Annotated in this window: 20 protein-coding genes; 12 read left to right on the plus strand and 8 right to left on the minus strand. The window is 69.8% G+C overall.

Features of this window, described 5'->3' with window-relative positions:
• Positions 1 to 107 precede the first annotated feature (107 nt).
• Together AC1PPL_RS01495 and AC1PPL_RS01500 are read left to right on the plus strand one after the other, a co-directional pair.
• Positions 108 to 713 carry an isochorismatase family protein gene (locus AC1PPL_RS01495; RefSeq protein WP_287927082.1) on the plus strand — a complete coding sequence of 202 codons (606 nt, stop codon included), beginning with the start codon at positions 108 to 110 and terminating at the stop codon, positions 711 to 713.
• Between the two features lie 209 nt (positions 714 to 922).
• Positions 923 to 2,818: a propionate--CoA ligase gene (locus AC1PPL_RS01500; protein ID WP_479972445.1), complete on the plus strand. Its 1,896-nt coding sequence runs from the start codon at positions 923 to 925 to the stop codon at positions 2,816 to 2,818.
• A gap of 88 nt (positions 2,819 to 2,906) precedes the next feature.
• On the opposite strand, the gene AC1PPL_RS01505 is transcribed toward AC1PPL_RS01500, so the two are convergent.
• The 4 genes from AC1PPL_RS01505 to AC1PPL_RS01520 all read right to left on the minus strand — a co-directional run bounded on the left by AC1PPL_RS01505 (position 2,907) and on the right by AC1PPL_RS01520 (position 10,114).
• A complete protein-coding gene (locus AC1PPL_RS01505; protein ID WP_479972446.1) occupies positions 2,907 to 6,791 on the minus strand; it encodes a sensor domain-containing protein in 3,885 nt (1,294 codons plus the stop codon).
• A 225-nt stretch (positions 6,792 to 7,016) separates the two neighbouring features.
• The gene (locus tag AC1PPL_RS01510) at positions 7,017 to 7,955 is read right to left on the minus strand and encodes a DMT family transporter (RefSeq protein WP_196995559.1); all 939 of its coding nucleotides are present in this window, start codon (positions 7,953 to 7,955) and stop codon (positions 7,017 to 7,019) included.
• Complete coding sequence (locus tag AC1PPL_RS01515; RefSeq protein ID WP_287740566.1) at positions 7,952 to 8,500, minus strand: methylated-DNA--[protein]-cysteine S-methyltransferase; 549 nt, start codon at positions 8,498 to 8,500, stop codon at positions 7,952 to 7,954. The genes AC1PPL_RS01510 and AC1PPL_RS01515 overlap by 4 nt, the downstream gene beginning before the upstream one ends.
• 60 nt (positions 8,501 to 8,560) lie before the next feature.
• Positions 8,561 to 10,114, minus strand: coding sequence for an AlkA N-terminal domain-containing protein (locus AC1PPL_RS01520; RefSeq protein WP_479972447.1), 1,554 nt, complete (start codon positions 10,112 to 10,114; stop codon positions 8,561 to 8,563).
• Between the two features lie 196 nt (positions 10,115 to 10,310).
• On the opposite strand from AC1PPL_RS01520, the gene AC1PPL_RS01525 reads away from it, so the two are divergent.
• The 5 genes from AC1PPL_RS01525 (at position 10,311) to AC1PPL_RS01545 (ending at position 16,897) form a co-directional block, all read left to right on the plus strand.
• Entirely contained in the window at positions 10,311 to 11,699 is a 1,389-nt protein-coding gene (locus tag AC1PPL_RS01525; protein WP_479972448.1) for a phosphomannomutase/phosphoglucomutase, read from the plus strand.
• A 20-nt stretch (positions 11,700 to 11,719) separates the two neighbouring features.
• Positions 11,720 to 13,081 carry a 3-deoxy-D-manno-octulosonic acid transferase gene (locus AC1PPL_RS01530; RefSeq protein WP_479972449.1) on the plus strand — a complete coding sequence of 454 codons (1,362 nt, stop codon included), beginning with the start codon at positions 11,720 to 11,722 and terminating at the stop codon, positions 13,079 to 13,081.
• Between the two features lie 125 nt (positions 13,082 to 13,206).
• Positions 13,207 to 15,912: a bifunctional acetate--CoA ligase family protein/GNAT family N-acetyltransferase gene (locus AC1PPL_RS01535; protein ID WP_088888517.1), complete on the plus strand. Its 2,706-nt coding sequence runs from the start codon at positions 13,207 to 13,209 to the stop codon at positions 15,910 to 15,912.
• Positions 15,913 to 15,917: 5 nt separating this feature from the next.
• Entirely contained in the window at positions 15,918 to 16,271 is a 354-nt protein-coding gene (locus AC1PPL_RS01540; protein ID WP_011805267.1) for a DUF3147 family protein, read from the plus strand.
• Between the two features lie 44 nt (positions 16,272 to 16,315).
• Positions 16,316 to 16,897 carry a dihydrofolate reductase family protein gene (locus tag AC1PPL_RS01545; protein ID WP_479972450.1) on the plus strand — a complete coding sequence of 194 codons (582 nt, stop codon included), beginning with the start codon at positions 16,316 to 16,318 and terminating at the stop codon, positions 16,895 to 16,897.
• Positions 16,898 to 16,980: 83 nt separating this feature from the next.
• Here the strand turns inward: AC1PPL_RS01545 and AC1PPL_RS01550 are convergent, their stop codons facing one another.
• The 4 genes from AC1PPL_RS01550 to AC1PPL_RS01565 form a co-directional block, all read right to left on the minus strand.
• The gene (locus tag AC1PPL_RS01550; protein WP_479972451.1) at positions 16,981 to 18,324 is read right to left on the minus strand and encodes a TolC family outer membrane protein; all 1,344 of its coding nucleotides are present in this window, start codon (positions 18,322 to 18,324) and stop codon (positions 16,981 to 16,983) included.
• 70 nt (positions 18,325 to 18,394) lie between these two features.
• Entirely contained in the window at positions 18,395 to 18,733 is a 339-nt protein-coding gene (locus AC1PPL_RS01555) for a rhodanese-like domain-containing protein (protein WP_011805270.1), read from the minus strand.
• A gap of 31 nt (positions 18,734 to 18,764) precedes the next feature.
• Entirely contained in the window at positions 18,765 to 19,475 is a 711-nt protein-coding gene (locus AC1PPL_RS01560; protein ID WP_312566549.1) for a protein-L-isoaspartate O-methyltransferase family protein, read from the minus strand.
• 47 nt (positions 19,476 to 19,522) lie between these two features.
• Positions 19,523 to 20,185 carry a TetR/AcrR family transcriptional regulator gene (locus tag AC1PPL_RS01565; protein ID WP_270173745.1) on the minus strand — a complete coding sequence of 221 codons (663 nt, stop codon included), beginning with the start codon at positions 20,183 to 20,185 and terminating at the stop codon, positions 19,523 to 19,525.
• A gap of 130 nt (positions 20,186 to 20,315) precedes the next feature.
• On the opposite strand from AC1PPL_RS01565, the gene msrA reads away from it, so the two are divergent.
• The 5 genes from msrA (at position 20,316) to AC1PPL_RS01590 (ending at position 25,229) form a co-directional block, all read left to right on the plus strand.
• Positions 20,316 to 20,861 (plus strand): peptide-methionine (S)-S-oxide reductase MsrA, encoded by a 546-nt coding sequence (gene msrA, locus AC1PPL_RS01570; protein WP_011805273.1) that lies wholly within the window; start codon positions 20,316 to 20,318, stop codon positions 20,859 to 20,861.
• A gap of 153 nt (positions 20,862 to 21,014) precedes the next feature.
• Positions 21,015 to 21,254: a hypothetical protein gene (locus tag AC1PPL_RS01575; protein ID WP_011805274.1), complete on the plus strand. Its 240-nt coding sequence runs from the start codon at positions 21,015 to 21,017 to the stop codon at positions 21,252 to 21,254.
• Between the two features lie 25 nt (positions 21,255 to 21,279).
• The gene (locus AC1PPL_RS01580; RefSeq protein ID WP_374606773.1) at positions 21,280 to 21,684 is read left to right on the plus strand and encodes a hypothetical protein; all 405 of its coding nucleotides are present in this window, start codon (positions 21,280 to 21,282) and stop codon (positions 21,682 to 21,684) included.
• Positions 21,685 to 21,861: 177 nt separating this feature from the next.
• The gene (locus tag AC1PPL_RS01585) at positions 21,862 to 23,943 is read left to right on the plus strand and encodes a TonB-dependent receptor domain-containing protein (protein WP_479972452.1); all 2,082 of its coding nucleotides are present in this window, start codon (positions 21,862 to 21,864) and stop codon (positions 23,941 to 23,943) included.
• 413 nt (positions 23,944 to 24,356) lie between these two features.
• Positions 24,357 to 25,229 (plus strand): hypothetical protein, encoded by an 873-nt coding sequence (locus AC1PPL_RS01590; RefSeq protein ID WP_479972453.1) that lies wholly within the window; start codon positions 24,357 to 24,359, stop codon positions 25,227 to 25,229.
• The last annotated feature ends 42 nt before the right edge of the window (positions 25,230 to 25,271 follow it).

Consider the following 25,271-nt stretch of genomic DNA (forward strand, 5'->3'; position numbering starts at 1 on the left):
GTGCCCGAAGCGGGACACGGGGCGCATGGGGAACTTGCGCGCCGTTGCCCCGCTGCTACCCGTAGCGCCTGCGACAATGACCGCCCGACTGAACAACGATGACCGCCATGCTGCTTGACGCCTCCGAATCCCAACTCGTTCTCGTGGATTACCAGGAACGCCTGATGCCCGCCATCTTCGAGGCAGAAGCCGTGCTGGCCAACGCACGCAGGCTGGCGCAGATTGCCAGGCTGATGGACGTGCCGGTGTGGGGCACGGAGCAGAACCCCTCGCGCCTGGGGCCCAACGACGCCGCGTTGCGCGCGCTGTGCCAGCGCACCTTGTCCAAGATGCACTTCAGCGCCACCGAGGAGGGCCTGGGCGAGTGGCTGCGCCCGCCCGCCAAGCCCCAGGGCGGCAATGCGCGCAGCCTGCCCAAGCACCTGCAAAAGGGCCGCGAGCCCCAGGCGCCGGAGCGCGCCACCATCGTGGTGGCCGGCTGCGAGGCCCATGTCTGCCTGCTGCAGACGGCGCTCGACCTGCTGGAGGATGAGTTCGAGGTATGGGTGGTGACGGACGCCTGCAGCTCGCGCACGGAGCGCAACCGCGACGCCGCCTTCGACCGACTGGCCGGCGCCGGCGCCGAGCTGGTAACCACCGAGATGGTGGCCTTCGAGTGGCTGCGCAGCTGCGAGCACCCGGCATTCAAGGAGATGCTGGCCTTGGTCAAATAGGCCTCTCAGGCACACCCACCAAGCGCTAACAGCTATGAATAGTGAAGCGCAAAGGTGGGCTGGGCGCAGAGGGGTGCGGCGAGCGCCGCGTCAAGGACCGCGTCAGCGACCGCGTCAGCTTCCCGCAAGCGCGGCATGAATAATTATGAATTTTGGATAACCACCGACCCGCGCCACGTCGGCGCGGAGGATTCCAAGGAGACAGCACCATGGCCGCCGACTATGCCGACTTCTACCGCCGCTCCATCGACGAGCGCGACGCCTTCTGGGCCGAGCAGGCTCGCCTGATCGACTGGCAGCAGCCGCCGCAGCAGATCTGCGACTGGAGCAATCCGCCGTTCGCCAAGTGGTTCGTGGGCGGCACCACCAACCTGTGCCACAACGCGGTGGACCGCCACCTGACAGAGCGCCCGCTGCAAAACGCGCTGGTGGCCATCTCCACCGAAACCAATACCGAGCGCGCCTACACCTACGCCGAGCTGCACCAGGAAGTGCAGCGCATGGCCGCCAGCCTGCAGACGCTGGGCGTGCGCCAGGGCGACCGCGTGCTGATCTACATGCCCATGATTGCCGAGGCGGCGTTCGCCATGCTGGCGTGCGCGCGCATCGGGGCCATCCATTCGGTGGTGTTCGGTGGGTTCGCATCGTCGTCGCTGGCTTCGCGCATCGAGGACGCCGAGCCCACGGTGATCGTGAGCGCCGATGCGGGCTCGCGCGGCGGCAAGGTGGTGCCCTACAAGCCGCTGCTGGACGAGGCCATCGAACTGTCGGCCCACAAGCCCGCGGCCGTGCTGCTGGTGGACCGGGGCCTCGCGCCCGCCGCCATGCGCGCGGGCCGCGACCACGACTGGGCGGCACTGCGCGCGCGGCACATGGATGCGCAGGTGCCCTGCACCTGGGTGGACGCCACGCAGCCCAGCTACACCCTGTACACCAGCGGCACCACCGGCAAGCCCAAGGGCGTGCAGCGCGACACGGGCGGCTACACCGTGGCGCTGGCGTCCAGCATGCGCCACATCTTCGAGGCACAGCCGGGCGACACCTATTTCTGTACCAGCGACATCGGCTGGGTGGTGGGCCACAGCTACATCATCTACGGCCCGCTGATTGCCGGCATGACCACCATCCTGTACGAAGGCCTGCCGGTGCGGCCCGACGCGGGCATCTGGTGGAGCATCGTCGAGAAATACCGGGTCACGCACATGTTCTCGGCCCCCACCGCGGTGCGCGTGCTCAAGAAGCAGGACCCGGCCTACCTGAAGAAATACGACATCCGCAGCCTGAAGGCGCTGTGGCTGGCGGGCGAGCCCCTGGACGAGCCCACGGCCCAGTGGATCAGCGACGCGCTGCAGGTGCCCATCATCGACAACTACTGGCAGACCGAGACCGGCTGGCCCATCCTCACGCTGTGCAACGGCGTGCAGAAGCAAACCTCGCGCTTCGGCAGCCCGGGCAAGGCCGTGTACGGCTACAACGTCCAGCTGATCGACGAGGCCACGGGCGAGGAGCTGACCCAGCCCAACCAGAAGGGCGTGGTGGCCATCGAGGGGCCGCTGCCCCCTGGCTGCCTGCAGACCGTGTGGCGCAACGATGATCGCTTCGTCAACACCTACTGGAAGAGCATTCCCGGCCGGCTGGTCTACAGCACGTTTGACTGGGGCATCCGCGATGCCGACGGCTACTACTTCATCCTGGGCCGCACCGACGACGTGATCAACGTGGCCGGCCACCGCCTGGGCACGCGCGAGATCGAGGAATGCATCGCCGGCCACCCCAATGTGGCCGAGGTGGCCGTGGTGGGCGTGGCCGACGCGCTGAAAGGCCAGGTCGCGATGGCCTTCGCGGTGCCGCGCGATGCCTCGGGCCTCACCGACGAGGCCGCGCGCCTGAAACTGGAAGGCGAGGTGATGAAGCAGGTTGATACCCAACTGGGCGCCGTGGCCCGCCCGGCACGCGTGCTGTTCGTGACGATGCTGCCCAAGACCCGCAGCGGCAAGCTGCTGCGCCGCGCCCTGCAGGCCGTGGCCGAGCGCCGCGACACGGGCGACCTGACCACCATGGAAGACCCCGTGGCACTGCAGCAGATCAAGGAACTGCTGGGCTGACGCGCGGGAATTTGCTCTCGATTTGATAGCTTCCCGCGCTTGTTGGACGGGTGCTGGAAGCTTTTTTATTGCTTGATCTGATACGCCATCAAGCGGCTATCGCCGCCGCCGGTGGTACGGGCGCGGCGGCCTGGCCGGTGGCGCGCCATGGTGCGGGGGCCTGCCAGGCCTTCGCCCAGTCCATGAACTGCTCCACGGGCATGGGCATGGCGATGCAGTAGCCCTGCGCGTGGTGGCAGCCCATCTGCAGCAGTGCCAGGCCTTGCTCCACCGTTTCCACCCCTTCGGCCACGATGCCGCAGCCAAAGGAATGCGCCAGGCCGATCACGCCCTGCACGATGGCCCGGTCGCCCGCATCGGCCAGCATGCCGGCGACGAAGCTGCGGTCCAGCTTGAGGTGGTCCATGGGCAGGCGGCGCAGGTACGCCAGCGACGAGTAGCCCGTGCCGAAGTCGTCGAACGAGATCTGCATGCCCAGCGCGCGCAGTCTGGTCAGCTCCCGCGCCACGTGGTCGATGTCGTAGAGCGCGGCGCTTTCAGTGAGCTCGATGGCCAGCAGCCGCGCCGGCACCGCGGGGTGCTGCGCCAGGCGCAACGCCATCCAGTCCGCAAAGCCCCGGCGGTGCAGGTGCTCGGGCGTGATGTTGATGCTGACGGGCAGTTCCAGACCCTGCGCCATCAGGCGGGCGATCTGCTGCAGCGCGGTGTCCACCACCCATTCGCCAAAACGCATCTGCAGCTCGGCATGCCCTTCGATGAGGTGCAGGAAATGCACGGGCGACAGCAGGCCGCGCTCGGGGTGCTGCCAGCGGGCCAGGGCCTCGGCCCCCACCACGGTGCCCAGCCGCATGTCCACTTTGGGCTGCAGGAACAGTGCCAATTCGCCACGCTGCAGCGCGCGCAGCAGTTCGCCGCACTGCTCGCGCCGCAGTTGCCGGGCGCGCTCCTCGGCGGCATCAAAGCCGTGGAAGCGGTTGCGCCCCGCCTGCTTGGCCGCGTACATGGCCTGGTCGGCATGGCGCAACAGGGTGTCGGCGTCGGCCTCATCGTCGGGGTAGAGGGTGTAGCCAATGCTGGCGGTGACCAGCACGCGCTCGCCGTCCAGCGTGTACGGGGCCGCGACGCTCTCCATCACCGTATGCAGGCGCCGCTCGCATTCCTCGGCATGGGCTAAGCCCGACAGCAGGATCACGAACTCGTCCCCGCCCAGCCGCGCCACCGAGTCGGTCAGGCGCAGGGCGCGCTTGAGCCGCTCGGCCACCACCACCAGCAGCCGGTCGCCCGCCGCGTGGCCCAGGCGGTCGTTGACGGGCTTGAAGCCGTCCAGGTCCAGGTAGGCCACGCCCAATTGCTGGCCGCGCGCACGGCTGTGCTCCATGCCTGCGCGCAGCCGCCGCTCCAGCATCACCCGGTTGGGCAGGCCGGTGAGTGCGTCGTAATGGGCCATGCGCTCCAGTTGCCGCTCCTGCTGGCGCTGGCTGCTCACGTCGATGGACATGCCCACCATGCGCGCGGGCTGCCCGGCGGCGTCGTACGCCACCACCTTGCCCACGCTGCGGATCCAGCGGCCGTCGCCCTGTGGTGCGAGCACCTCGCAGGTCACGTCGAACGGCTTGTGCGGCTCCTGCAGGTGGCGCCGCAGCTCCTGGGTGACCACGTCGATGTCTTCCGGCGTGATACCCGACGCCCAGTGCACGGCAGCGCTGGCCCCGGGATCCACGGGCGCCAGCCCGTACATGGCGCGCCAGCGCGCGTCGCCCGTGACTTCGCCGCTGGGCAGGTTCCAGTCCCACAGGCCCAGCGCCGCCGCCTCGATGGTGAGCGACAGCAATTCCTCGCGTTCGCGTACGCGCTGTTCGGTCTGCTTGCGCTCGGTGATGTCGTGCAGGCCGAACAGCCAGCAGGCCTCGCCGTTCACTTCGATGGGGCTCATGGACTGCAGCACGGTGCGCTTGTCGCCGCCGCGCGTGGTCAGTTCCAGCTCGTAGCCCACGAGCTGCCCTTCGGCCGTCGCCGCCTCCAGCAGCGCCGCGCGGGTGGGGGCGGAGTAGATGCCCAGTTCCACCACCGTGCGCCCCACGGCTTCCTGGCGGGTGTAGCCCAGGGCCTGCTCCCACGCCGGATTCACGTCGAGGTAGGTGCCGTCCTCGCGGCGCGAGAACCCCAGCGGGTAGGGCAGCAGCTGGAAGATGCGTGCCAGCCGTTCTTCGGAAGAACGCAGCCGCTGCGCCGCGCGGCGCGGCTCGTCGATGTCCTGCAGGATGCCGCGCACGCGCACCACGCGGTCGCCCTCGATGATGGGCTCCCCGCGCACGCGCACCCAGACCAGGCGCCCATCGGCGCGCACAATCTCGATTTCCTGGCTCCACACAGTGCGCTTGCGCAGGCAGTCGCGCAGGGCTGCGTGCATGGCTTCCCGCCAGGCGGGTGCGACGAACTGCTGCACATAGTCGCGCGGCAGCGGCGTGCCTGGGTCCAGCCCGTGGATGTCGAAGCACACGTCGGACCAATAGGTGATGCCTTTGCCCGGCTCTTCCTCCCACACGCCCAGCCGCGCCATCCAGCCCGCCTGGCGCAGCAGGCGGTTGGCGGCGAGCAATTCATCGCGCACACGGCGCTCCTGCGTCATGTCGTGGAACACGAAGACCAGGCAGTCCTCGCCCTCAATGCGCGACACCCGTCCCGACATGAGGCCCGGCACTTCGGCGCCGTCGCGCAGCGCCGTCATCGGCAGGCCGCGGACCTCGCCCTGGTTGCGCAGCGCCTCGGTGAGGCGGGCGCGCTCCTGCGTGTCGCCCCACACGCCCAATTCCATGGACGAACGCCCCAAAATCTGGTCGCGCGGCTTGCCCAGCAACCGCTCGAACGCAGGGTTCACGTCCAGGTAGCACCCGTCGGACAGGCGGGTGATGCCCGCGGCGTCGGGCAGCGTCTGGTAGACGGTGGTGTATTTGGCTTCGGACACGCGCAGCGCGTCGCGCATCTCGTGGTGCTCGGTGATGTCCAGGTCAATGCCGGCCATGCGCAGCACGCGTCCGGCGGAGTCGCGCTCCACCGCGTGCCCGCGCGAGACCACCCAGCGCCAGTGGCCCTCGTCATCGCGCATGCGCGACTCTGCATGGAAGCTCTCTTCCAGTCCGTCCTGCACGCGCTGCAGGTACGCGCCCAGGCGCTCGCGGTCGTCGGGGTGGCGCCGGGCGTTCCAGCGCTGCCATGACTCGCGCACATCGAAGGCGCGCAGCGGTGTGAAGTCCTCGTCGTCGGGGCTGTTGGCCAGGCCGAAAGCCCGGTAAAAGCGCCCGTGGTAGGTAAAGCGGCTGTTGCGCAGATCCCATTCCCAGCGCCCGCCGCCCGAGGCCTTGAGCACGCGCAGCAGCTCGTCCTCGTGCTGTCCCAGCGTCTGCAGCGACCGGGCCCGCGCACGCAGCAGCTCGACGGCGCCGCACAGCGCCACCACGCCGAAGGCGTAGCGCCAGGGAATGCCCTGCCACGGGGCCGATCCCCCCTGCGCGGCGAGGGCGCTGGCAGTCTCGGTCCAGGGCAGCAGCGCGGGCGGCACCAGCACGGTGAGCGCGACCACCAGCGATATCGCCGTCAAGCGTGTCGAGCGCCCCAGCAGCCACGCCAGGCAGCCCATCAGCCAACAGGCCGCGGACAGGCTGATCATGGCGCCCCAGTGGGCCGGCGCGTCCAGCCAGCCGCTGGCCAGCGCAGCCACTGCGGCCACGCCACCGCACAACGGCCCGAACAGGAACGCGGCGGAAACGATGATGGGCGGGTGGATGTACGCCACTCCGGGCGCGTCTAGCGGCATGCCCTGCAGGGCCACCAGCGTCGACGCCGCCCCGGCCACCAGGCCCAGCGCGATGCGCACGCCGCGCGAGGGTTGCAGCAGGACGGGTTGCGGCAGCGCGGTCGCCCCGGCGATCAGCAGCAGGTGCACGATGCCGGAGAGGAACACCTCAGTGGGCATATCCCTCCTGTGCATCCGCGCGCTGGTCGCCCCCGCGGTCCCCGCCGTCCTGGCGCAATGGCGCAGCGCCCGCGGGCCGCGGCCCGGGGATGCGTGCAACGGCAGGGAATACGGCGAAGGCGCAAGGCGACATGTTTCAGAGTGTATTGCGCCCGGCGGTCTATGTGCGTGCCGCGCGTCGCGCAGCGGACCCGCAGGCGTCGGGTGAAACCCTGCCGCGGCGCGTCAGGGCGCCTTTGTACCCGGCCGCACCGCGCCGCCCACCAACCCCGTGGAGAGCGCCGTGCCGCACGCAATGATCACGCCGCAGCCCAGCATCCACGGCGTGACCGCTTCGCCCAGAAACACCGCGCCGTAGAACACTGCGAACACGGGCGCCAGGAAAGTCACGGCCAGCGCCCGGCTGGGGCCGGCATTGGCAATCAGGCGAAAGTAGAGGATGTACGCAATGCCCGTGCACAGCACGGCAATGGCGGCGATGGCCGCCCAGGCGCGCAGGCTCGGCGTCTGCGCGGGCCAAGCCCACCACATGGGCAGGGCCAGCCCGAGCGCCGCGCCCACCTGGCTGCCCGTGGCCGTGGCCAGTGGCGGAATGCCCACCAGGTAGCGCCGTGCGTAACTGGCGGCCACGGCATAGCAGGTGGACGCCAGCAGGCACGCCGCGATGGCCCAGCCCGCCTGGCTGCCGCTGGCGCCCACGCCAGCCGGTGCGCGCCAGGCCAGCAGCGCCACGCCGACGAAGCCCAGCGCCAGCCCCGCCCAGCGCAGCCGGCTGATGCGGTCGCCCAGCCACAGCCAGGCCACCAGCGCGCCGAACAGCGGCACCGTGGCATTAAGAATCGATGTCAGCCCGGTGGCGATGTGCATCACCGCCCAGGCGAACAGCGCGAACGGGATCGCCGAGTTGATGAGCCCGGCGAACAGCACGGGCCGCCAGTGGCGCCGCAGCGCGGGCCATTCGCCCCGGTGCAGCAGGAAGGGCCAGAGGAACAGGGCGGCCATCAGCACGCGCAGCCCGGCCATGGGCAGCGGGCCGAACTCGGCCGCGCCCAGGCGCATGAAGAGGAACGACGCCCCCCACAAGCTGGACAGCAACACGAACTCGCCCACCCAGGCGGGCGCGTGGGGGGAGAGGGCCTCAGCGCTCGTGTGTGGTGCTGTCATGCGAAATTCAATACAGGGGTGAAGGGAATGGCGCGGGCTTGCGGGCCCGACTCCAGCGCCAGCAGCGCCTTCTTGCGCGGCAGCCCCCCCGCGTAGCCGGTGAGGGCGCCCGCACTGCCGACGGCGCGGTGGCAGGGCACGACGACGCTGAGGGGGTTGCGCCCCACGGCCGCGCCCACGGCACGCACCGCGGTAGGCCGGCCGATCTGGCGTGCCAGCGCGCCATAGCTGGTGGTGGCGCCGTGCGGAATGGCCAGCAACGCCTGCCACACGGCCTGCTGGAAGGGTGTGCCGCCCGACAGGTCCAGCGGCAGATCGAACCGCGTGCGTTCGCCCCGCAGAAACTGCTGCAGTTGCTGGGCCGCTGCGCGCAGCACGGGATGCGCATCGTCTGTGGGCCACGCGGGCGCGGCATCCAGTTGCGCGGGCTGGTGGCGCTGGCCGTCGAACCAGAGCCCAACCAGGCCTTTCGCGCTGGCGGCCAGGCGCACGTCGCCCAGGGCCGTTGCGATGCGGCTTTGCACGGTGTCGCGGGGGTATTGCATGGTGAATCCTTCATTAAACGCGAAATTTGCCTTTTGCGCAGGTGCACCCAGCGCCGGCAGCTATTGGTCTGATAGCACCAGAGCCAAACCACTCCACGCGCGCAGCACGCCATAGCTGCGCCAGGGGCGCCAGGCGCGCGCTGCCTCGGTGGCGGCGCGCGCGGGTTGCGGCTGGCCCTGTACGCCCAGCGCCTTGTGCAGCGCCACGTCTCCGGCCGGAAAGGCGTCGGGCCAGCGCAGGGCGCGCATGGCGATGTACTGCGCCGTCCAGTCGCCAATACCGGGCAGGGCACGCAGCGCGTCCAGCGTGGCGGGTACGTCGGCGCTGGCGTCCAGCAGCAGCGTGCCCGCGTCCACGGCCTGCGCAAGCGCCACGATGGCGGCCTGCCGCTGGCGCACGATGCCCAGGCTGCCCAGTGCGTCCCCTTGCGCCGCGGCCAGAGCGGCCGGTGTGGGAAACAGCCGATGCAGGTCCGGCCATGGCGTGGCGATGGGCTCGCCAAAGCGTTCCACCAGCCGCTGCGCCAGCGTGCGCGCGGCGGCCACCGTGATCTGCTGGCCCAGCACGGCGCGCACCGCCAGCTCGAAGCCGTCGAACGCGCCCGGCACACGCAGGCCGTCGCCCTCCGGGAAGGAGGGGTGCAGCACCGCGTTGATGGCCTGCGGGTCCGCGTCCAGGTCGAACAATGCGCGCACCCGCGCGATGAGCTGCGGCAGCACGGGCTGCAGGCCGTCGCTGACGCGCAGCCACAGCTGGGGGCGCCCGTCATCGAAGCCGGCTTCCAGCCAGCCGGTGAAAACGGTGCCCGCGCTTGCCAGCCGCACCGTTCTGCGCAGAACCTGCGCCCCCGGCCCGGTGCGGATGCTCTCCATGCCGTGGATCTGCCGCGCCGCCAGAAAGCCCAACAGCGCGGCCGTGTCGTAGGGCGGGCGCAGGCCCAGACGCACCGCTCGGGCGCCTGCCTGTACCCCATCGGGTGCGGCGCCTTGCCGGCGCAACTGGGTGGGATTGAGTCCGTAGTGGGTATTGAAAGCCGCGTTGAAGCGGCGCACGCTGGCAAAGCCGCTGGCCAGCGCCACCTGGGTGACGGGCAGATCGGTATCGGTCAGCAACTGCTTGGCCGCCAGCAGCCGGCGCGTCTGCAGGTACTGCAACGGCGAGATGCCCAGCGCGGCCTCGAAGATGCGGCGCAGGTGCCGGTCGCTCACGCCCAGGCGCGCAGCCAGCTGCGCGACCACGGCGCCGCCTTCGCACGCGCCCCAGGACTGCGGCGCATCCAGCATCCGCAGCGCCTGGCGCACGAGGATGCCCGATGCGTCCTGCATCGACCAGGCCAGCGCCTGCGGCGCCAGCTCGGGCCGGCAGCGCAGGCAGGGGCGAAAGCCGGCACTCTCGGCCTGCGCCGCCAGCGTAAAAAAACGGCAGTTTTCGCGCCGGGGCGTGCGTACGGCACAGACGGGGCGGCAGTAGATTCCGGTGGAGGTCACGCCGGTGAAGAACCGTCCGTCAAAACGCGCATCCCGGGCCCGCAGGGCCAGGTAGCGGGCCTCGTCGTCGTCGGCCGCAGAGGCGGTGCTGGCGGGTGGAGCAGGGGAATGGAGAACGTCGGGCATGGGGCCATGATAGGCACGCGCAGCCGTTCTACTGGCCGTTTTCGGACATGCGCCTGGCCGGCCTCAGGTGGGCCCACGGCTGACAGGGGCGCGCCCGGACCAGGCCTACAATTCCGGCCTCTCTGCCGGCCTTCCTGCCGGCCTTGCCTGGACGGCGGACCTCCCGGTCCCGCCCCTTATCTCCAAGGAATCCCCTGTGCAGCTTTCTCCCGCGATCTTCAAGGCCTACGACATCCGCGGCATCGTGCCCAGCACGCTCAACGACGACGTGGCCCGTGCCCTCGGCCGGGCCTTTGGCACCGCCGCGCTCGCGCAGGGCGAGCGTACGGTGGCTGTGGGGCGCGACGGGCGCCTATCGGGCCCGGTGCTCTCGGCCGCGCTGATCCAGGGCCTGGTGGACGCGGGCGTCGAGGTCATCGACATCGGCATGAGCACCACGCCCCTGCTGTACTTCGCGGCCAGCACGCTGTGCGCCAGCGGCATCCAGGTTACGGGCAGCCACAACCCCAAGGACTACAACGGCTTCAAGATGGTGCTGGCCGGCCGCGCGATCTACGGCGAGGAAATCCAGCAGCTACGCCGCACCATGGAGCAGCAGAGCTGGCAGCTGCGCGAAGGCGGCCACGTGCGCCACGAGGACGTGCTGCCCGCCTACGTGCAACGCATCGTGGGCGACGTGAAGCTCGCGCGGCCCATGAAGATCGTGGTGGACAGCGGCAACGGCATCGCCGGCGCGTCGGCGCCCGGCATCTTCCGTGCATTGGGCTGCGAGGTGATCGAGCTGTTTTCGGAGGTGGACGGCAACTTCCCCAACCACCACCCCGACCCCAGCAAGCCCGACAACCTGCGCGACGTGATCGAGGCCTTGAAGACCAGCGACGCCGAACTGGGCCTGGCCTTCGACGGCGACGGCGACCGCCTGGGCATCGTGACCAAGGACGGTCAGAACATCTTCCCCGACCGGCAGATGATGCTGTTCGCCCAGGATGTGCTCTCGCGCGTGCCGGGCGCACCCATCCTGTTCGACGTGAAGTGCACGCAGCGCCTGGCGCCCGCCATCGAGTCCGCGGGCGGCCAGCCGCAGATGTACAAGACCGGCCATTCGCTCATCAAGGCACGCATGAAAGAGCTGGACGCGCCCCTGGGCGGCGAGATGAGCGGCCACATCTTCTTCAAGGAACGCTGGTTCGGTTTTGACGACGGCACGTATGCAGGCTGCCGCCTGCTGGAAATCCTGAGCCGCCATGCCGACCCCAGCGCCGTGCTGAACGCCCTGCCCACAAGCCATTCCACGCCCGAACTCAACGTGCATTGCGAGGAGGGCGAGCCCCATCGCCTGACGGCCGAGTTGCAGGCGCTGGCGGCCGACGCGTTTGCGCCACCGGCCCGCATCAGCACCATCGACGGCCTGCGCGTGGACTGGCCCGATGGCTTTGGCCTGATCCGCGCCAGCAACACCACGCCGGTGCTGGTGCTGCGCTTCGAGGGCCACACCGACGCCGCGCTGCAGCGCATCGAAGCCGCCATGCTGGCCCTGCTGGAACGCGTGAAGCCCGGCGCCCAGGTGGGCGGCGCCGCGCACTGATTGCGGGCAGCGCGGGCGGCATGCACCAGCTCATCCTGTGGCTCTATAGCCTAGCCGTGTGGCTGGCCACGCCGCTGCTGCTGCGCAAGCTGCGCCGCCGCGCGCTCACCGAGCCCGGCTACGCGGTGGCCGTGCCCGAGCGCTTCGGCCACTACCCGCCGCCTATGGACAGCCTGTCGCCGTCATCGGAGACCGAGGCCGACGAGCAGTTCATCTGGATCCACGCCGTCTCCCTGGGGGAGACACGCGCGGCGGCCATCCTGCTGAAGGAACTGCGCCCGCTGCTGCCCGGCATGCGCCTGCTGCTCACCCACGGCACGGCCACGGGCCGGGCCGAGGGCGAAAAGCTGCTGCTGCCCGGCGACGTGCAGGTGTGGCAGCCCTGGGACACGCCCGGGGCCGTGCGGCGCTTCCTGCGGCAGTTCCGCCCGTCCATCGGCATCCTTATGGAGACGGAGATCTGGCCCAACCTCGTCGCGGCCTGCCGCAGGCGGCGCATCCCGCTGGTGCTGGCCAACGCGCGGCTCAACGAAAAGTCGCGCGCCGGCGCGCGCCGGCTGGGCTGGCTGTCGCGCCCGGCCTACGCCGGCCTGTCGGCCGTGTGGGCGCAGACCGAAGACGACGCCGCCCGGCTGCGCGACGTGGGCGCGCAGGTGGCAGGAGTCTTCGGCAACCTGAAGTTCGACGTGGTGCCGTCACCCGCCCTGCAGGCGCAGGGCCGCACGTGGCGGGCCGCCAGCGCCCGACCGGTGGTGCTGCTGGCCAGCAGCCGCGAGGGCGAAGAGGCCATGTGGCTGGAGGTTTTGAAGCAAAAAACGCCTATAGCGCCCGCCAGTCAAGCGCCAGCAGCTATTGATTCAGGAGTAAATCAATCCGTGCAGTGGTTGGTGGTCCCGCGCCACCCCCAGCGTTTTGACGAGGTGCAGCGCCTGTGCGAGGCCGCCGGCCTGCGCGTGTCGCGGCGCAGCCAGTGGACCGCGCAGCCGGACAGCGCCGATGTGTGGCTGGGCGACTCGCTGGGCGAGATGGCGCTGTATTACGGCCTGGCCCACGTGGCGCTGCTGGGAGGCAGCTTTGCGCCGCTGGGCGGGCAGAACCTCATCGAGGCCGCGGCGGGCGGCTGCCCCGTGGTCATGGGCCCGCACACCTTCAACTTTGCCGAGGCCGCGCGCCTGGCCATCGACGCCGGCGCCGCGCTGCGCGTGGCCGACATGGCCGAGGGCGTGGCCGCCGCGGCCGCCCTAGCACAGGACCCGCAGCGGCGGAGGGCGCTGTCCGAGCGCTGCGTGGCATTCACCGAGGAGCACCGCGGCGCGGCCCTGGACACGGCCCTGGCCGTCCTGCAGCGCCTGCGCGAGGCCGTGGACGACCGTCCCGACTGAGCGGTCCGCCCGCGTTTCCTGCGATCACGACTGCAACCACGACTGCGAGGGCGCTGACACAGCGCAAGCCGCTGGCGTTGCCTGTCTCGCCAAGCAATGCCGGGATGGCAGAGAATCGCTCCATCATGATGGACAAGCACTACCTCACGCCCCTGTTCACGCCCAGCTCCATCGTCGTGCTGGCCGGCAATGCCGATGCGCCCGACACGCACACGCCCCAGGCCAAGGTGCTGCGCGAGGCGCTGGCCGCCCAGCGCTTCACGGGCACGCTCACCTACCTGGACATCCATACCAGCGGCACGCTGGCCGACCTGGCGCAGACGCGTGCGGACCTGGCCATCATCGCCCAGCCGCCGCAGGACCTGCCCGCCGCGCTGGAGGTAGCGGGGCGCATCAACTGCCGCTCGGCACTGGTGCTGTCCAACGGCGTGGATGCGCAACTGGCCGAGCAGCTGCGCAAGATTGCGCGTCGCGAGGGCATCCATCTGCTGGGGCCCAATTCGCTGGGCATGCAGCGGCCGTCGCTGCAATTGAACGCCAGCGCCGCGGGGCCGCTGGCGCGCGAGGGGTCGCTGGCACTGGTGTGCCAGTCGGGCGCGCTCACCTCGTCCATCCTGGACTGGGCCAGCAACAACGCGGTGGGCTTTTCCAGCGTGATTTCGCTGGGCCCGCACACCGACGTGGGGCTGAGCGAGGCGCTGGACTTCCTGGCCAACGATGCGCGCACGCAGAGCATCGTGGTCTACATGGAAGGCATCCAGAATGCGCGCCGATTCATGAGCGCCCTGCGATCGGCGGCCTATGCCAAGCCGGTGGTGGTGCTCAAGGCGGGGCGCAAGCCTGCAGGCAACGAGGCGGCGCAGACGCACAGCGCCGCCATCGTGGGCAGCGACGATGTGTTCGACGCCGCGCTGCGCCGCGCGGGCGCCGTGCGCGTGCGCTCGTTCGTGGAGCTGTTTTCGGCCGCCAAGTGCCTGGCCTCGCGCTACCGGCCCGTAGGCAAGCGCCTGGCCATCATCACCAACGGCGGCGGCCCCGGCGTGCTGGCGGCCGACTGGGAGAACGAGATCGGCCTGGACCTGGGCCGCTTTTCGTCCGAGACCTGCGCTGCGTTGGCGCCCAAGCTGCCGCCGCTGGCCTCGCTGGCCGACCTGATCGATCTGTCGGAAGAAGCGGGGCCGGAGCACTATCGCCTGGCGCTGGAGGCGGCGTTCCGTGACAAGCAGATCGACGGCCTGTTGGCCATCTTCTCGCCCAAGGCCGGCGCCGACGCCGAAGCCGTGGCCACCGTGCTGGCCGATGCCAAGCGCCTGGCCTCCAAGCCCTTGCTGTCGTGCTGGATGGGCGACGCCTCGGTGGTGCCGGCGCGCCGCATCCTGCGGGCCGCGCAGATTCCCACCTTCCGAACGCCCGAAGCCGCGGTGGGCGCCTTCGGCAACATCGCCTCGTTCTACCAGAACCAGCAGCTTTTGCAGCAGACACCGCCGCCGCTCACGACGCTGTCCAAGCCCGACATCGAGGGCGCGCGCCTAGTGATCGAGAGCGTGCTGGCCGAGCGGCGCAACGTGCTGACCGAGATGGAGTCCAAGACGCTGCTGGCGGCCTTCCACATCCCGGTGACCAAGACGCTGCTGGCGCGCAGCAGCCACGAGGCGATGATGATCGCCACGCAGCTCGGCTTCCCCGTGGCGCTCAAGATCGATTCGCCCGACATCGCGCACAAGTCCGACGTAGGCGGCGTGGCGCTGAATGTGCACAACGGATCGGCCGCGCGCGATGCCTACACCGACATGGTGCAGCGTGTGGCGCGGGTACAGCCCGGCGCGCGCATCAACGGCGTAACGGTGCAGAAGATGGCACGCGGGCGCCGCGGGCGCGAGACCTGCATCGGCCTGGTCAGCGACGAGCCCTTCGGCCCGGTGATCACCTTTGGCGCCGGCGGCACGATGATCGAGCTCATCAACGACCGCGCGATGGAGTTGCCGCCGCTCAACCAGTTCCTGGCGCGGCGGCTCATCGACCGCTCGCGCGTGGCCGAGACGCTGGGCGAATGGCGCGGCGCCACCGCCGTGGACCTGGAAGGGCTGGAGCAGGTGCTGCTGCGCGTGTCCGAGATGGTCTGCGCGCTGCCCCAGCTGCGCGAGATGGACATCAACCCCCTGATCGTGGACGAGCAGGGCGCCGTGGCCGTGGACGCGCGCATCGTCATCCATGAAACCGCCCAGGGCGGCTCGCGCGGCGAGGTAGCCGGCTACGGGCACTACGGCCACCTCTCTATCCTGCCGTACCCGGCGCGCTATGAGGCGGTGTGGCCGCTGCGCGGCGGGGGTGAGTACCTGGTGCGCCCGATCCGTCCGGACGATGCGCAGATGGTGCAGCGCCTGGTCAAGGAACTGTCGCCCGAGAGCCGCTACTTCCGCTTCGTGTCGCAGCTCGCGGAGCTGCCGCCCTCGATGCTGGCGCGCTTCACCCTCATCGACTACGACCGCGAAATGGCCCTGGTGGCCGTGCACCGCGAGCGCGTGGTGGACGAAGAGGGCGAGGTGAGCCACAAGGAACGCATCGTGGGCGTGTCGCGCTACGTGACCAACCCCGACCAGACGAGCTGCGAGTTCGCGTTGCTGGTGGCCGACGACTTCGCCGGCAAAGGGCTGGGCTCGCGCCTGATGCTCAGCATCATGGACGTGGCGCGCGATCGCGGCCTGGCCGAAATCCAGGGCCTGGTGCTGGCCAACAACCCGACCATGCTCAAGCTGATGCGGCGCCTGGGCTTTGAGGTGCGCACCTTCGAGGACGATCCGGAATTCCGCCTGGTGGTGCACCAACTATAAAAACGATGGGCTGGCTCGTCACCAAATACCTGATCACCGCGGCGGTGGTGGTCGCCGTGTCCGAAGCAGCCAAGCGCAGCGACAAGCTGGGCGCATTGCTGGCGGCGCTGCCGCTGGTGACGTTCCTCGCGCTGGTCTGGCTGTACGTGGAAAAGCAGCCGCAGGAAAAAATCGCCAACCACGCCTGGTACACGTTCTGGTACGTGGTCCCCACGCTGCCCATGTTTTTGGCCTTCCCCTGGCTGCTGCCGCGCATCGGGTTCGGCCTGACTCTATTGGCCAGCGCAGCCATCACCGTGGTCTGCTTCGGCCTGTTCGCGCTCGCCGTGCGGCCGCTGGGCGTCGAGTTGCTGCCCTGATCCTGCAGAGCTTTGCGGGGCAGAGTACGCGCTATAAACCGTCCATGAAGACCCAGTATTTCACCGCCACCAGCCTGGACGGCTTCCTCGCCACGGAAGACGACTCGCTGGATTGGCTTTTCACCCTGGGCAGCCTGGAGGAATCCAGCTATCCCGCCTTCATCGCGCAGGTGGGTGCCCTGGCCATGGGGTCGTCCACCTACGAATGGATGCTGCGCAACGCGGACGCCGTGCGCGCCGAAACGGGCTCCGCCTGGCCCTACACGCAGCCCGCCTGGGTTTTCTCCTCGCGCCGCCTGCCGGGCATCGACGGGGCGGACATCCGCTTCGTGCAGGGCGACGTGCGGCCGGTGCACGCGGCCATGCGCTTGGCGGCGGGGACGAAGAACCTCTGGGTAGTAGGCGGCGGGGACCTTGCCGGCCAGTTCTACGACGCTGGCTTGCTGGACGAGCTGATCCTGCAGGTGGGCTCGATCACGCTGGGACGGGGCAAGCCGCTGTTTCCGCGCCGGCTGCCCGGCACCGCGCTGCGTCTGCTTGACGCACACCCCCTGGGGACGGGCATGGTGGAGCTGCGTTATGCCGTGAACCGGACGGGTGACCCGGCGGACCTTGACCGCGAATGATGGTCTTTTAGGCCTCTAGCGCTTATCCGCAAAGCGCAAGCAGCTATTGTTTATATAGCAACAGCGGTGGGTATCGCGGGGTGTCAGCGACTCAGCAGGCTGTCCACCGCCACCACGTCGTCCATGGACAAGGTGCCGGCGGCCTGCTTGAGGCGCAGCGTGCCCATGAGCACGTTGTAGCGTGCCACGGCCAGGTCGCGCTTGGTCTGGTAGAGCTGGCTCTGGGCGTTGAGCACGTCGATGTTGATGCGCACGCCCACCTCGTAGCCCAGCTGGTTGGCTTCCAGCGCGCTCTGGGTGGACGCCTCGGCCGCCTGCAGCGCCCGCACCTGGCTCTGGCCCGACTGCACGCCGAAGAACGCGGCGCGCGTGGCCTGGGCCACGTTGCGGCGCGCATGGTCCAAGTCGGCGCGCGCCTTGTCTTCCAGCGACAGGGTTTCCTTCACCCGGTTTTGCACCGCGAAGCCCGCGAACAGCGGCAGGTTGAGCGCCACCCCCACGCTGGCGACGTTGGCACGGGAGTGCACGCCCGGCATGGTGACGGTGCCGTTGGGCGTGCGCTGCACGCTGTAGCCCGCCTGCAGATCCACCGTGGGCAGGTGGCCGGTCTCGGCCTTGGCGGTCTCCAGACGCGCCACGTCCAGCGCAATGGCCGCCTGGCGCACCTGGGGCTGCTGATCTTCCGCGACGTGCACCCAGCTGTTCACATCGGTCGGCTGCACCGCGGGCAGCTGCACCGGCTGGGCCAGGGGCAGCGGGGTCAGGCCCGGGCGGCCCACGGTCTGCTCCAGTGCCAGGCGCTTGACGTGCAGGTCGTTCTCGGCCGCGATCTCCTGGGCCGACACCAGGTCGTGCCGCGCCTGGGCCTCGCGCTCGTCGGTCACCGTGGCGTTGCCGACCTCGAAATTGCGCTTGGCCGCGGCCAGTTGCTCAGCCACGGCGGCCTTTTGGGCCTGCACGAAGGTCAGGGTGTCCTGGGCGGCCAGCACATCGAAATACGCCTGGCTCACGCGCACCAGCAGGTCCTGCTCGGCCCCGTCACGCTGCGCGCGGGCAATGTCGATCCCGCGCTGCCCCTGCTCGAAGCCGATGCGGTTGGCCGGTCGGTACAGCGGCTGCGAGGCCACCACGCCCACGGTCTGGGTAGGGGCGTGCAGGTCCAGCGGGGGCAGGGGGCCACGGGTCAGGTCGGTGCGGGCGTAGGTCACGCCCCCGTTCAGCGCGGCGCTGGGCAGCAGGCCTGCGCGCGCCTGCTCGGCACGGCTGTCGGCGGCCTGCAACTGTGCCTGCGCGGCCTGCCACGGGGCGTCATAGCTGCGCGCCCATTCCACCAGCGTGGACAGGCTCTGCGCCTGCGCGGGCAGGGCGCCCAGCGCGCAGGCGCCCACGGCCAGGGAAACGGAGAGCAACCGTTGCAGTGATGTCATGGCGTTCTTCAGGAAGGTCTGCGGTGATCAATGGGAAGGCTGCAGCACGCCGGGCGACGTCCGTGGTGGCTCAATACCGGGGCACCGCCGGGTCGCGCTCATGCGACCAGGCCTCGATGCCGCCCGTGATATTGGCCACCTGGTCGAAGCCCTGGTGCGCCAGGAAGCCCGCCACCCGCAGGCTGCGCATGCCGTGGTGGCACAAGCAGGCCACAGGGCGGGCGGGGTCCAGTTCATCCAGCCGCGCGGCCAGCTCCCCCATGGGGATGGCGACGAGCTCAAACCCCTGGGGCGTCACGCTGGCGGTCTGCAGCTCCCACGGCTCACGCACGTCCAGCACCAGCGGGCGGCTGCCGGCGTTAGCGGTCAGCCAGTCGGCCAGTTGGGCAGGGCGCACGTGGTCGATCATGCAAAGGTTCCTGAAGGACGCTGAAGGGGTGTCAGAACTTGAAGCGGGTCGGCTCCGGGAAGTGGCGCAGGCGCGGCACCACCACATCCCAGGGTTGAGTGGTCTCGTACCGGTCACCATGGCGGCGCACGAACGTGGCGCGCATCATCGGCGTGTGGCCCACGAAGGCGCCCAGGCGGCCGCCGTCGCGCAGCAGGCCCAGCAGGCGCTGGGGAATCTCGGCCACCGAGCCGCTGAGCACGATCACATCGAACGGACCATCGGGGATGGGGTCCAGCGCGCCGTCGGACTGGCGCACCTCGGCGTTGTCCACGCCGGCACTGCGCAGGTTCTCGCGGGCGAACTCGGCCAGCTCAGGGACGATCTCCAGCGACACCACGCGCTCGGCGCGCGCGGCCAGCAGCGCGGCCATGTAGCCCGAGCCCGCGCCGATCTCCAGCACGCGGTCGGTGGATTGCACCTGCAGATCCTGCAGCATGCGCGCATCCACGCGCGGCGCCAGCATCACCTGGCCCAGGCGCTCGGCTTCTTCCACCGAGGGGTTCAGCGGGATCTGCGTGTCGATAAAGGCGGCACCCTGGTAGGCCGGAGGCACGAACTCCTCGCGGCGCACGGTGGCCAGCAACTCCAGCACCGCCTCGTCCAGCACGTTCCACGGGCGGATCTGCTGCTCGACCATGTTGTAGCGGGCCTGCTCGGTAGGATCGCAAATGTCAGCGGACGTGTTCAGAGGCATGTTCATGGGGTACTCCGGAGGCGGGTCACTGTGGTTCAGACAAACCCCTGATTCTAGGTCGGCCGCACGCACAGCCCCTGCAAGACGTTCTCGGCCTGCAGGCGGATGTACTCCTGCGCGGAGAACGTATCAGGGTTCGGGATGCACAGCGACAGCGAAGGCTGCGAGAACATCAGGAACATCAAGGGCGCCAGCACCAGGTAGACGGCATGGTCCAGATCCAGCGGGCGGAACTCGCCACGGTCCATGCCGCGCTGCAGGATGCGGCGGATCAGGCGGTGGCCGGGTTCCACGACCTCCCGGCGGTAGAACTCAGCGATCTCCGGGAAGTTGTTGGCCTCGCTCAGCATGAGCTTGCCCAGGCCCGAGGCCTTGGTGGAGCCCACGCGCTCCCACCACGTCTGAAAGCAGTACTGCACCAGTTCGCTGCTCGTGCCCTCGAAGGTTTCCATCTCCAAGTCCCATTCAGGGAAGCGGCCCGCAATGTTCTTGCGCACCACGGCCTTGAAAAGGTCTTCCTTGCTGGGGAAGTAGAGGAACAGCGTGCCCTTGGACACGCCCGCGCGCGCGGCGACCTCGTCCACCCGGGTGGCGGCAAACCCTTTTTCCACGAACAGGTCCAGGGCAGCGTCCAGCAATTCACCGGGCCGGGCTTCCTTGCGGCGGCCACGGCGCGGCGGTTCGGACGATTCGGGGACTGGGGGGAGGGTGGCCATAAATTACTGACTGACTGGTTAGTAATATAGCAACCCGCCTTGCCCCCGTCAACGCAAGGGCAGACGCGGGACGGCGCCTTCGCTTCATTTCTATGATGAGGCTTTTATCCCCTTCACGAGGCGCAATCCCATGTCCGATCTGCAGTCCATCACCCTCGGCGGCGGGTGCTTCTGGTGCACCGAAGCCGTGTTCGACCGCGTGCGCGGCGTGACCGACGTGCAAAGCGGCTATGCCAATGGCGACGTAGCCGAGCCCACCTACGAGCAGGTGTGCAGCGGCACGACCGGCCACGCCGAAGTGGTGCGCGTGACCTTCGACCCCGCGCAGATCGGCGTGCGCGAGATCTTGGAGATCTTCTTCGCCACGCACGACCCCACCACCCTCAACCGCCAGGGCAACGACGTGGGCACGCAGTACCGCAGCGCCATCTACTTCACCGACCCCGCACACCAGGACGTGGCCGAAGAGCTGTTGCGCCAGATGGGGCAGGACAAGCTCTTTGGCGCGCCCGTGGTGACCGAGGTGGCCCCCCTGGTGAACTACTGGCCCGCGGAGGACTACCACCAGGACTACTACCGCAACCATCCCAACCAGGGCTATTGCGCCTTCGTCGTGGGGCCGAAGGTGGAGAAGTTCCGCAAGACCTTCGCACGGCACCTCAAACCCGGCGCCTGACCGCTGCGCGGCCCAGGTCGCCGCCAGCGGGTCCACTGCCTTCCCAAAGCGGCGCATCCGCGCAGCCTTTTGTGAATCCCCGCGGGTTCCTGCGCTATCCTCCCGGGCCCGCGCCGCAACAGCGGCGCGGTGTTACTTTGGAGGAAGCAACCCATGAAACCCTGGCTCGCCACCCTGCTGCTGGCCTGCGCCGCCTTCGCGCACGCGCAGGAGCACACCGCGCAGCAGACCAAGGTCGACATCGAGCGCCACCGCGCCATGGCCGCGGCCCACGAGGCCGCTGCCAAGTGCCTGGAATCCGGCAAGGGCGAAGAAACCTGCCGCAAGGAACTGCAGGCCGCCTGCAAGAACCTGGCGATCGGCAAGTACTGCGGCATGAAGCACGCCCACTGACGACTGCACCTTTCACCCAGCCCGCATGTCCCTGACACCCGCGCTCTTGCCGCAACTGCGCCGCCGCCTGGCCCTGACCTGGCTGCTGCTGGCGCTGGTGCTCGCGCCCGCACTCGGGCGCATGCACCAGGTGTTGCACCTGCCCGCGGGGCAGGGGCTGGCGCATGCCTTGCACGACGACGGGCATGCACGGGATGCGGCAAGCGCCGGGCAACAGGCCCTGGACACCCTGCATGCGCTGTTTGCCGGGCACGGCGCCGCGGACTGCCAGGTGCTGGACGAGCAGACGCTGGTGGGCGCCGCGCTGGGCCAGGCCCCCGCGCAGGTCCAGGCACAGCCGCAGCTGCCCCCTGTCAGGTCCCCCGCGCCGGTGCCGCGCGCGGGCAGGGCGGCGCCTTTCCATGCCCGCGCTCCGCCCCTGAGCGCCTGAGGCTCCCCGCCTCGCACCGCCGCCTTTGCGTGTCGGCGTCGCAAAAACTCCTCTTTTTATAGCTGCTCGCGCTTGATACATAAGCGCTAGAGGCAGTTTTGAATCAATTTTCAAGCGCAGCCGCGTGCGGCCCGAGCGTTCGCGCGCGCCTGCCGCCTTTTGACGGAAATCGTTGTAATGAACTCCTTCACCCCTTTCGCCCGCATGCCGGGCGCAATGCAGCCGCTGGCCTGGGCCGCGCTGCTGTGCCTGACCAGCGCAGCACCCGCGTGGGCGCAGGCGGATGCCCGCCTGCCCGAGGTCACCGTGTCCTCCAGCGGTTTGCAGTTGGGCGTGTCCGAAATGACACAACCCGTGTCTGTGCTGGAGGGCGACGCCCTCGTGCGCCAGCGCGAGGCCACGCTGGGCGAGACCCTGGACGGCGAGCCCGGCATCACCGGCAGCCATTTCGGCGCGGGCGCCAGCCGCCCCGTGATCCGCGGCATGGACGGTCCGCGCGTGCGCGTGCTCTCTGACGGGTCCGAACTGCACGACGCCTCCACCGTCAGCCCGGACCACGCCGTGGCGGCCGAGCCGCTGCTGGCCACGCAGGTCGAAGTGCTGCGCGGGCCGTCGGCACTGGTCTATGGCGGCGGTGCCGTGGGTGGCGTGGTCAACGTGCTGGACGGCAAGGTGCCCACGGCCGTGCCCGACAAAGGCTACGAAGGCAGCGCCGAGCTGCGCGCCGGCAGTGCGGCGCGCGAAAAGGCCGGCGCTGTCGCGCTGACCGGCGGCGCGGGCAACCTGGCCGTGCACGTGGAGGCCGCCGGTCGGGACGCCGACGATTACCGCGTGGGCAGCGGCTGGGCCGAGGGGCGCCGCGTGCCCGGCAGCTTCAACCGCACGGGTACCGGCAGCGTGGGGCTGTCCTGGGTTGGCAGCCGCGGCTACCTGGGCCTGGCCTTCACACGCCAGAACGCCAAATACGGCCTGCCGGGCCACAGCCACAGTTTCGAAGGCTGCCACACCCATGGCAACCACCTGCACTGCGGCAGCCATGACGAGCACGACCACGAGGACGACGGGCATGACCACGACCACGGTCACGAAGCCGTTCCTGTGGTGGACCTGCGCAGCGAGCGCGTGGACATCCGCGGTGAGCTGCGCGACCCGTTCACCGGCTTCTCCGCGCTGCGCCTGCGCGCGGGCGTGACCGACTACGTACACGACGAGGTGGAGGAGGGCACCGTCGCCACCACCTTCAAGAACAAGGCCCACGACCTGCGCGTGGAGCTGCAGCACGAGCCCGTGGCCGGCTGGCGCGGCGTGCTGGGCCTGCAGACCGGGCAGCGCAAGTTCAGCGCCGCGGGAGAAGAGGCCTACGTGCAACCCACCCTCACGCGCCAATGGGGCGTGTTTCTGCTGGAGGAATACCGCCTGGGCGACTGGCATGGCGACTGGCGCATCGAGACCGCGCTGCGCCACGACCGCCAAAGCGCCGAAGCGCAGGACAGCGGAGTAGAGCGGCGCCACCACGGCACCTCCGCATCGCTGGGCGCGGTGTGGCGCTTTGCGCCTGGCTACGCCGCGGGCGCGAGCATCACCCGCGCCCACCGTGCGCCCACCGCCGAGGAACTGTACGCGCGCGGCCTGCACATGGCCACGTCCACCTACGAGCGTGGCGACGCCAGTCTGCGTGCGGAAACCTCGCGCAACATCGACCTGAGCCTGCGCAAGACCAGCGGGGACACCACGTTTGACGTGAGCGTGTTCCACAACCGCATCCGCAACTACATCTACGGCCGCACGCTCGACGAACTGGACGGCCTGCAGCTGCTGCAGTACAGCCAGGCGGGCGCCACCTTTACCGGCATGGAGGGCCGGGTGCGCCAGCGCATCACGCAGCGCCTGGGGGTCACCCTGTTCGGCGACAGCGTGCGTGCCCGCCTGGACGGTGGCGAACGGCTGCCGCGCATCGCCCCCGCACGCGTGGGCCTGCGCCTGGATGCCAACTGGCGCGACTGGGACGGCGCGGTGGAATGGGTGCAGGTGGCGCGGCAAAACCGCGTGGCCGCGTTCGAGACCGCCACGCCTGGCTACGGCATGCTGAACCTGGGCCTGGCCTACAACGGCCGCACGGGCAGCGGCACGCCGTGGCAGGTGTATCTGAAGGCACGCAACCTCACGGACCGCCTGGCCTACGCCCACACCTCGTTCATCAAGGACGCGGCCCCGCTGGCAGGGCGCAACGTGACGGTGGGCGTGCGCGTGTCGTTCTGACACCGCCATCCCCGGCCCGCGGCGGATGCGCATGCACATCCGCCGCGCAGCACGCACGGCGGCGCACCAAAGACCGCGCGCCGCCGTGCGACAAGGTTGTCCCGCGGACTGCGCACTGCTAGCATGCGCGCCCATGTTCCCGACCACACCCGTCCGCCGCACCCTTGCGCGCAACCGCGTGGGCGTCGTGGCGCGTGTGCTCTGGCCATACCAGCCGGTCGCACATTCCTCCGCCCGGCGATAAAGCACCCTTCCTCTTTCCAACGCGCAGAACCACCATCGCCGGGCACCCGCCCTGCGCAACGGCGGACGACGCCTTCCCACGCCCGCTCGCGCGGGCCCTTCGTCCGCCGGGTCACCCCAGGCCCCCGCAGCAGCACCGCACGGGCGCCTTGCAAGGATTGGAGCGTCGCATGGAATTCACCAAGCAGTTTCTCCGGGCCAAGAGCCCCTGCGCCAACGGCTTTCGCTGGTTCGTGCGCCATGTCGAGGACGGTGTGGGCTACCAGCAGGCGCTGGACCAGCTGGTGGCCGCCGGCCGCGTGGACGACGCGCTGTGGCTGCTCGGCCAGTTCGGCCCCTCGAACGCAGTGCTGCACCTGGACAGCCTGGAGGCCGAGGCCTTCGTGTTCGCGGGCACCGTGCAGGTGCGCGGCGGCATCGGGGTGGACGGCGTGATCCACGTCGGCCGCTCCCTCCATGCGGGGGGCGGCATCCGCGCCGGCAGGGCCATCGTGGCGGGCGAGGACATCCGCGCCGGCGCGCACATCCACAGCGATGGGCGGCTGCACTGCGGCGGCCACCTGCGCACCGACTGGGGCGTGCAGGTGCAGGAATCGCTGCACTGCGGCGGCGACCTGCGCGCGGCGTGGGACGTGGTCTGCCACGGCGCGCTCAGCGTGGGCGCTAGCGCCTTCGTGGGGCAGGACCTGCTGGTGCACGGCGGCATCGACTGCGGCAAAAGCCTGCGCGTGGGCGGGCATGTGAGCGGCGAAGGCAGCCTGCGCGCGGGGCAGGGCATCGTGGTCGGCGGAGCCATCAGCGGCCTGACGCACCTGGAGGCCGGGTGGGGCATCAAGGCGGGCGAGTGCATCCACACACAGGGAGCCATCAAGGCCGGCGAGAGCCTGAGCGCGGGTGAGGACATCCGCGCGGGCGAAGGCTACGGCATTTTCGCGGGCCTGAACGTACAGGAGCCTGCCTGGGAGGTGTGTGCCCAGGTCTGGGCGCAGCAGCCGCCGGCCGGCCTGCGCAGCGGGGTGTGGATGGGGCCCTGCGCCATCTGATGCCCACAGCGGCTGCGGCCGCAAGGATCAGGAGGTCTGCTT

Source organism: Diaphorobacter sp. B2A2W2 (assembly GCF_056730635.1).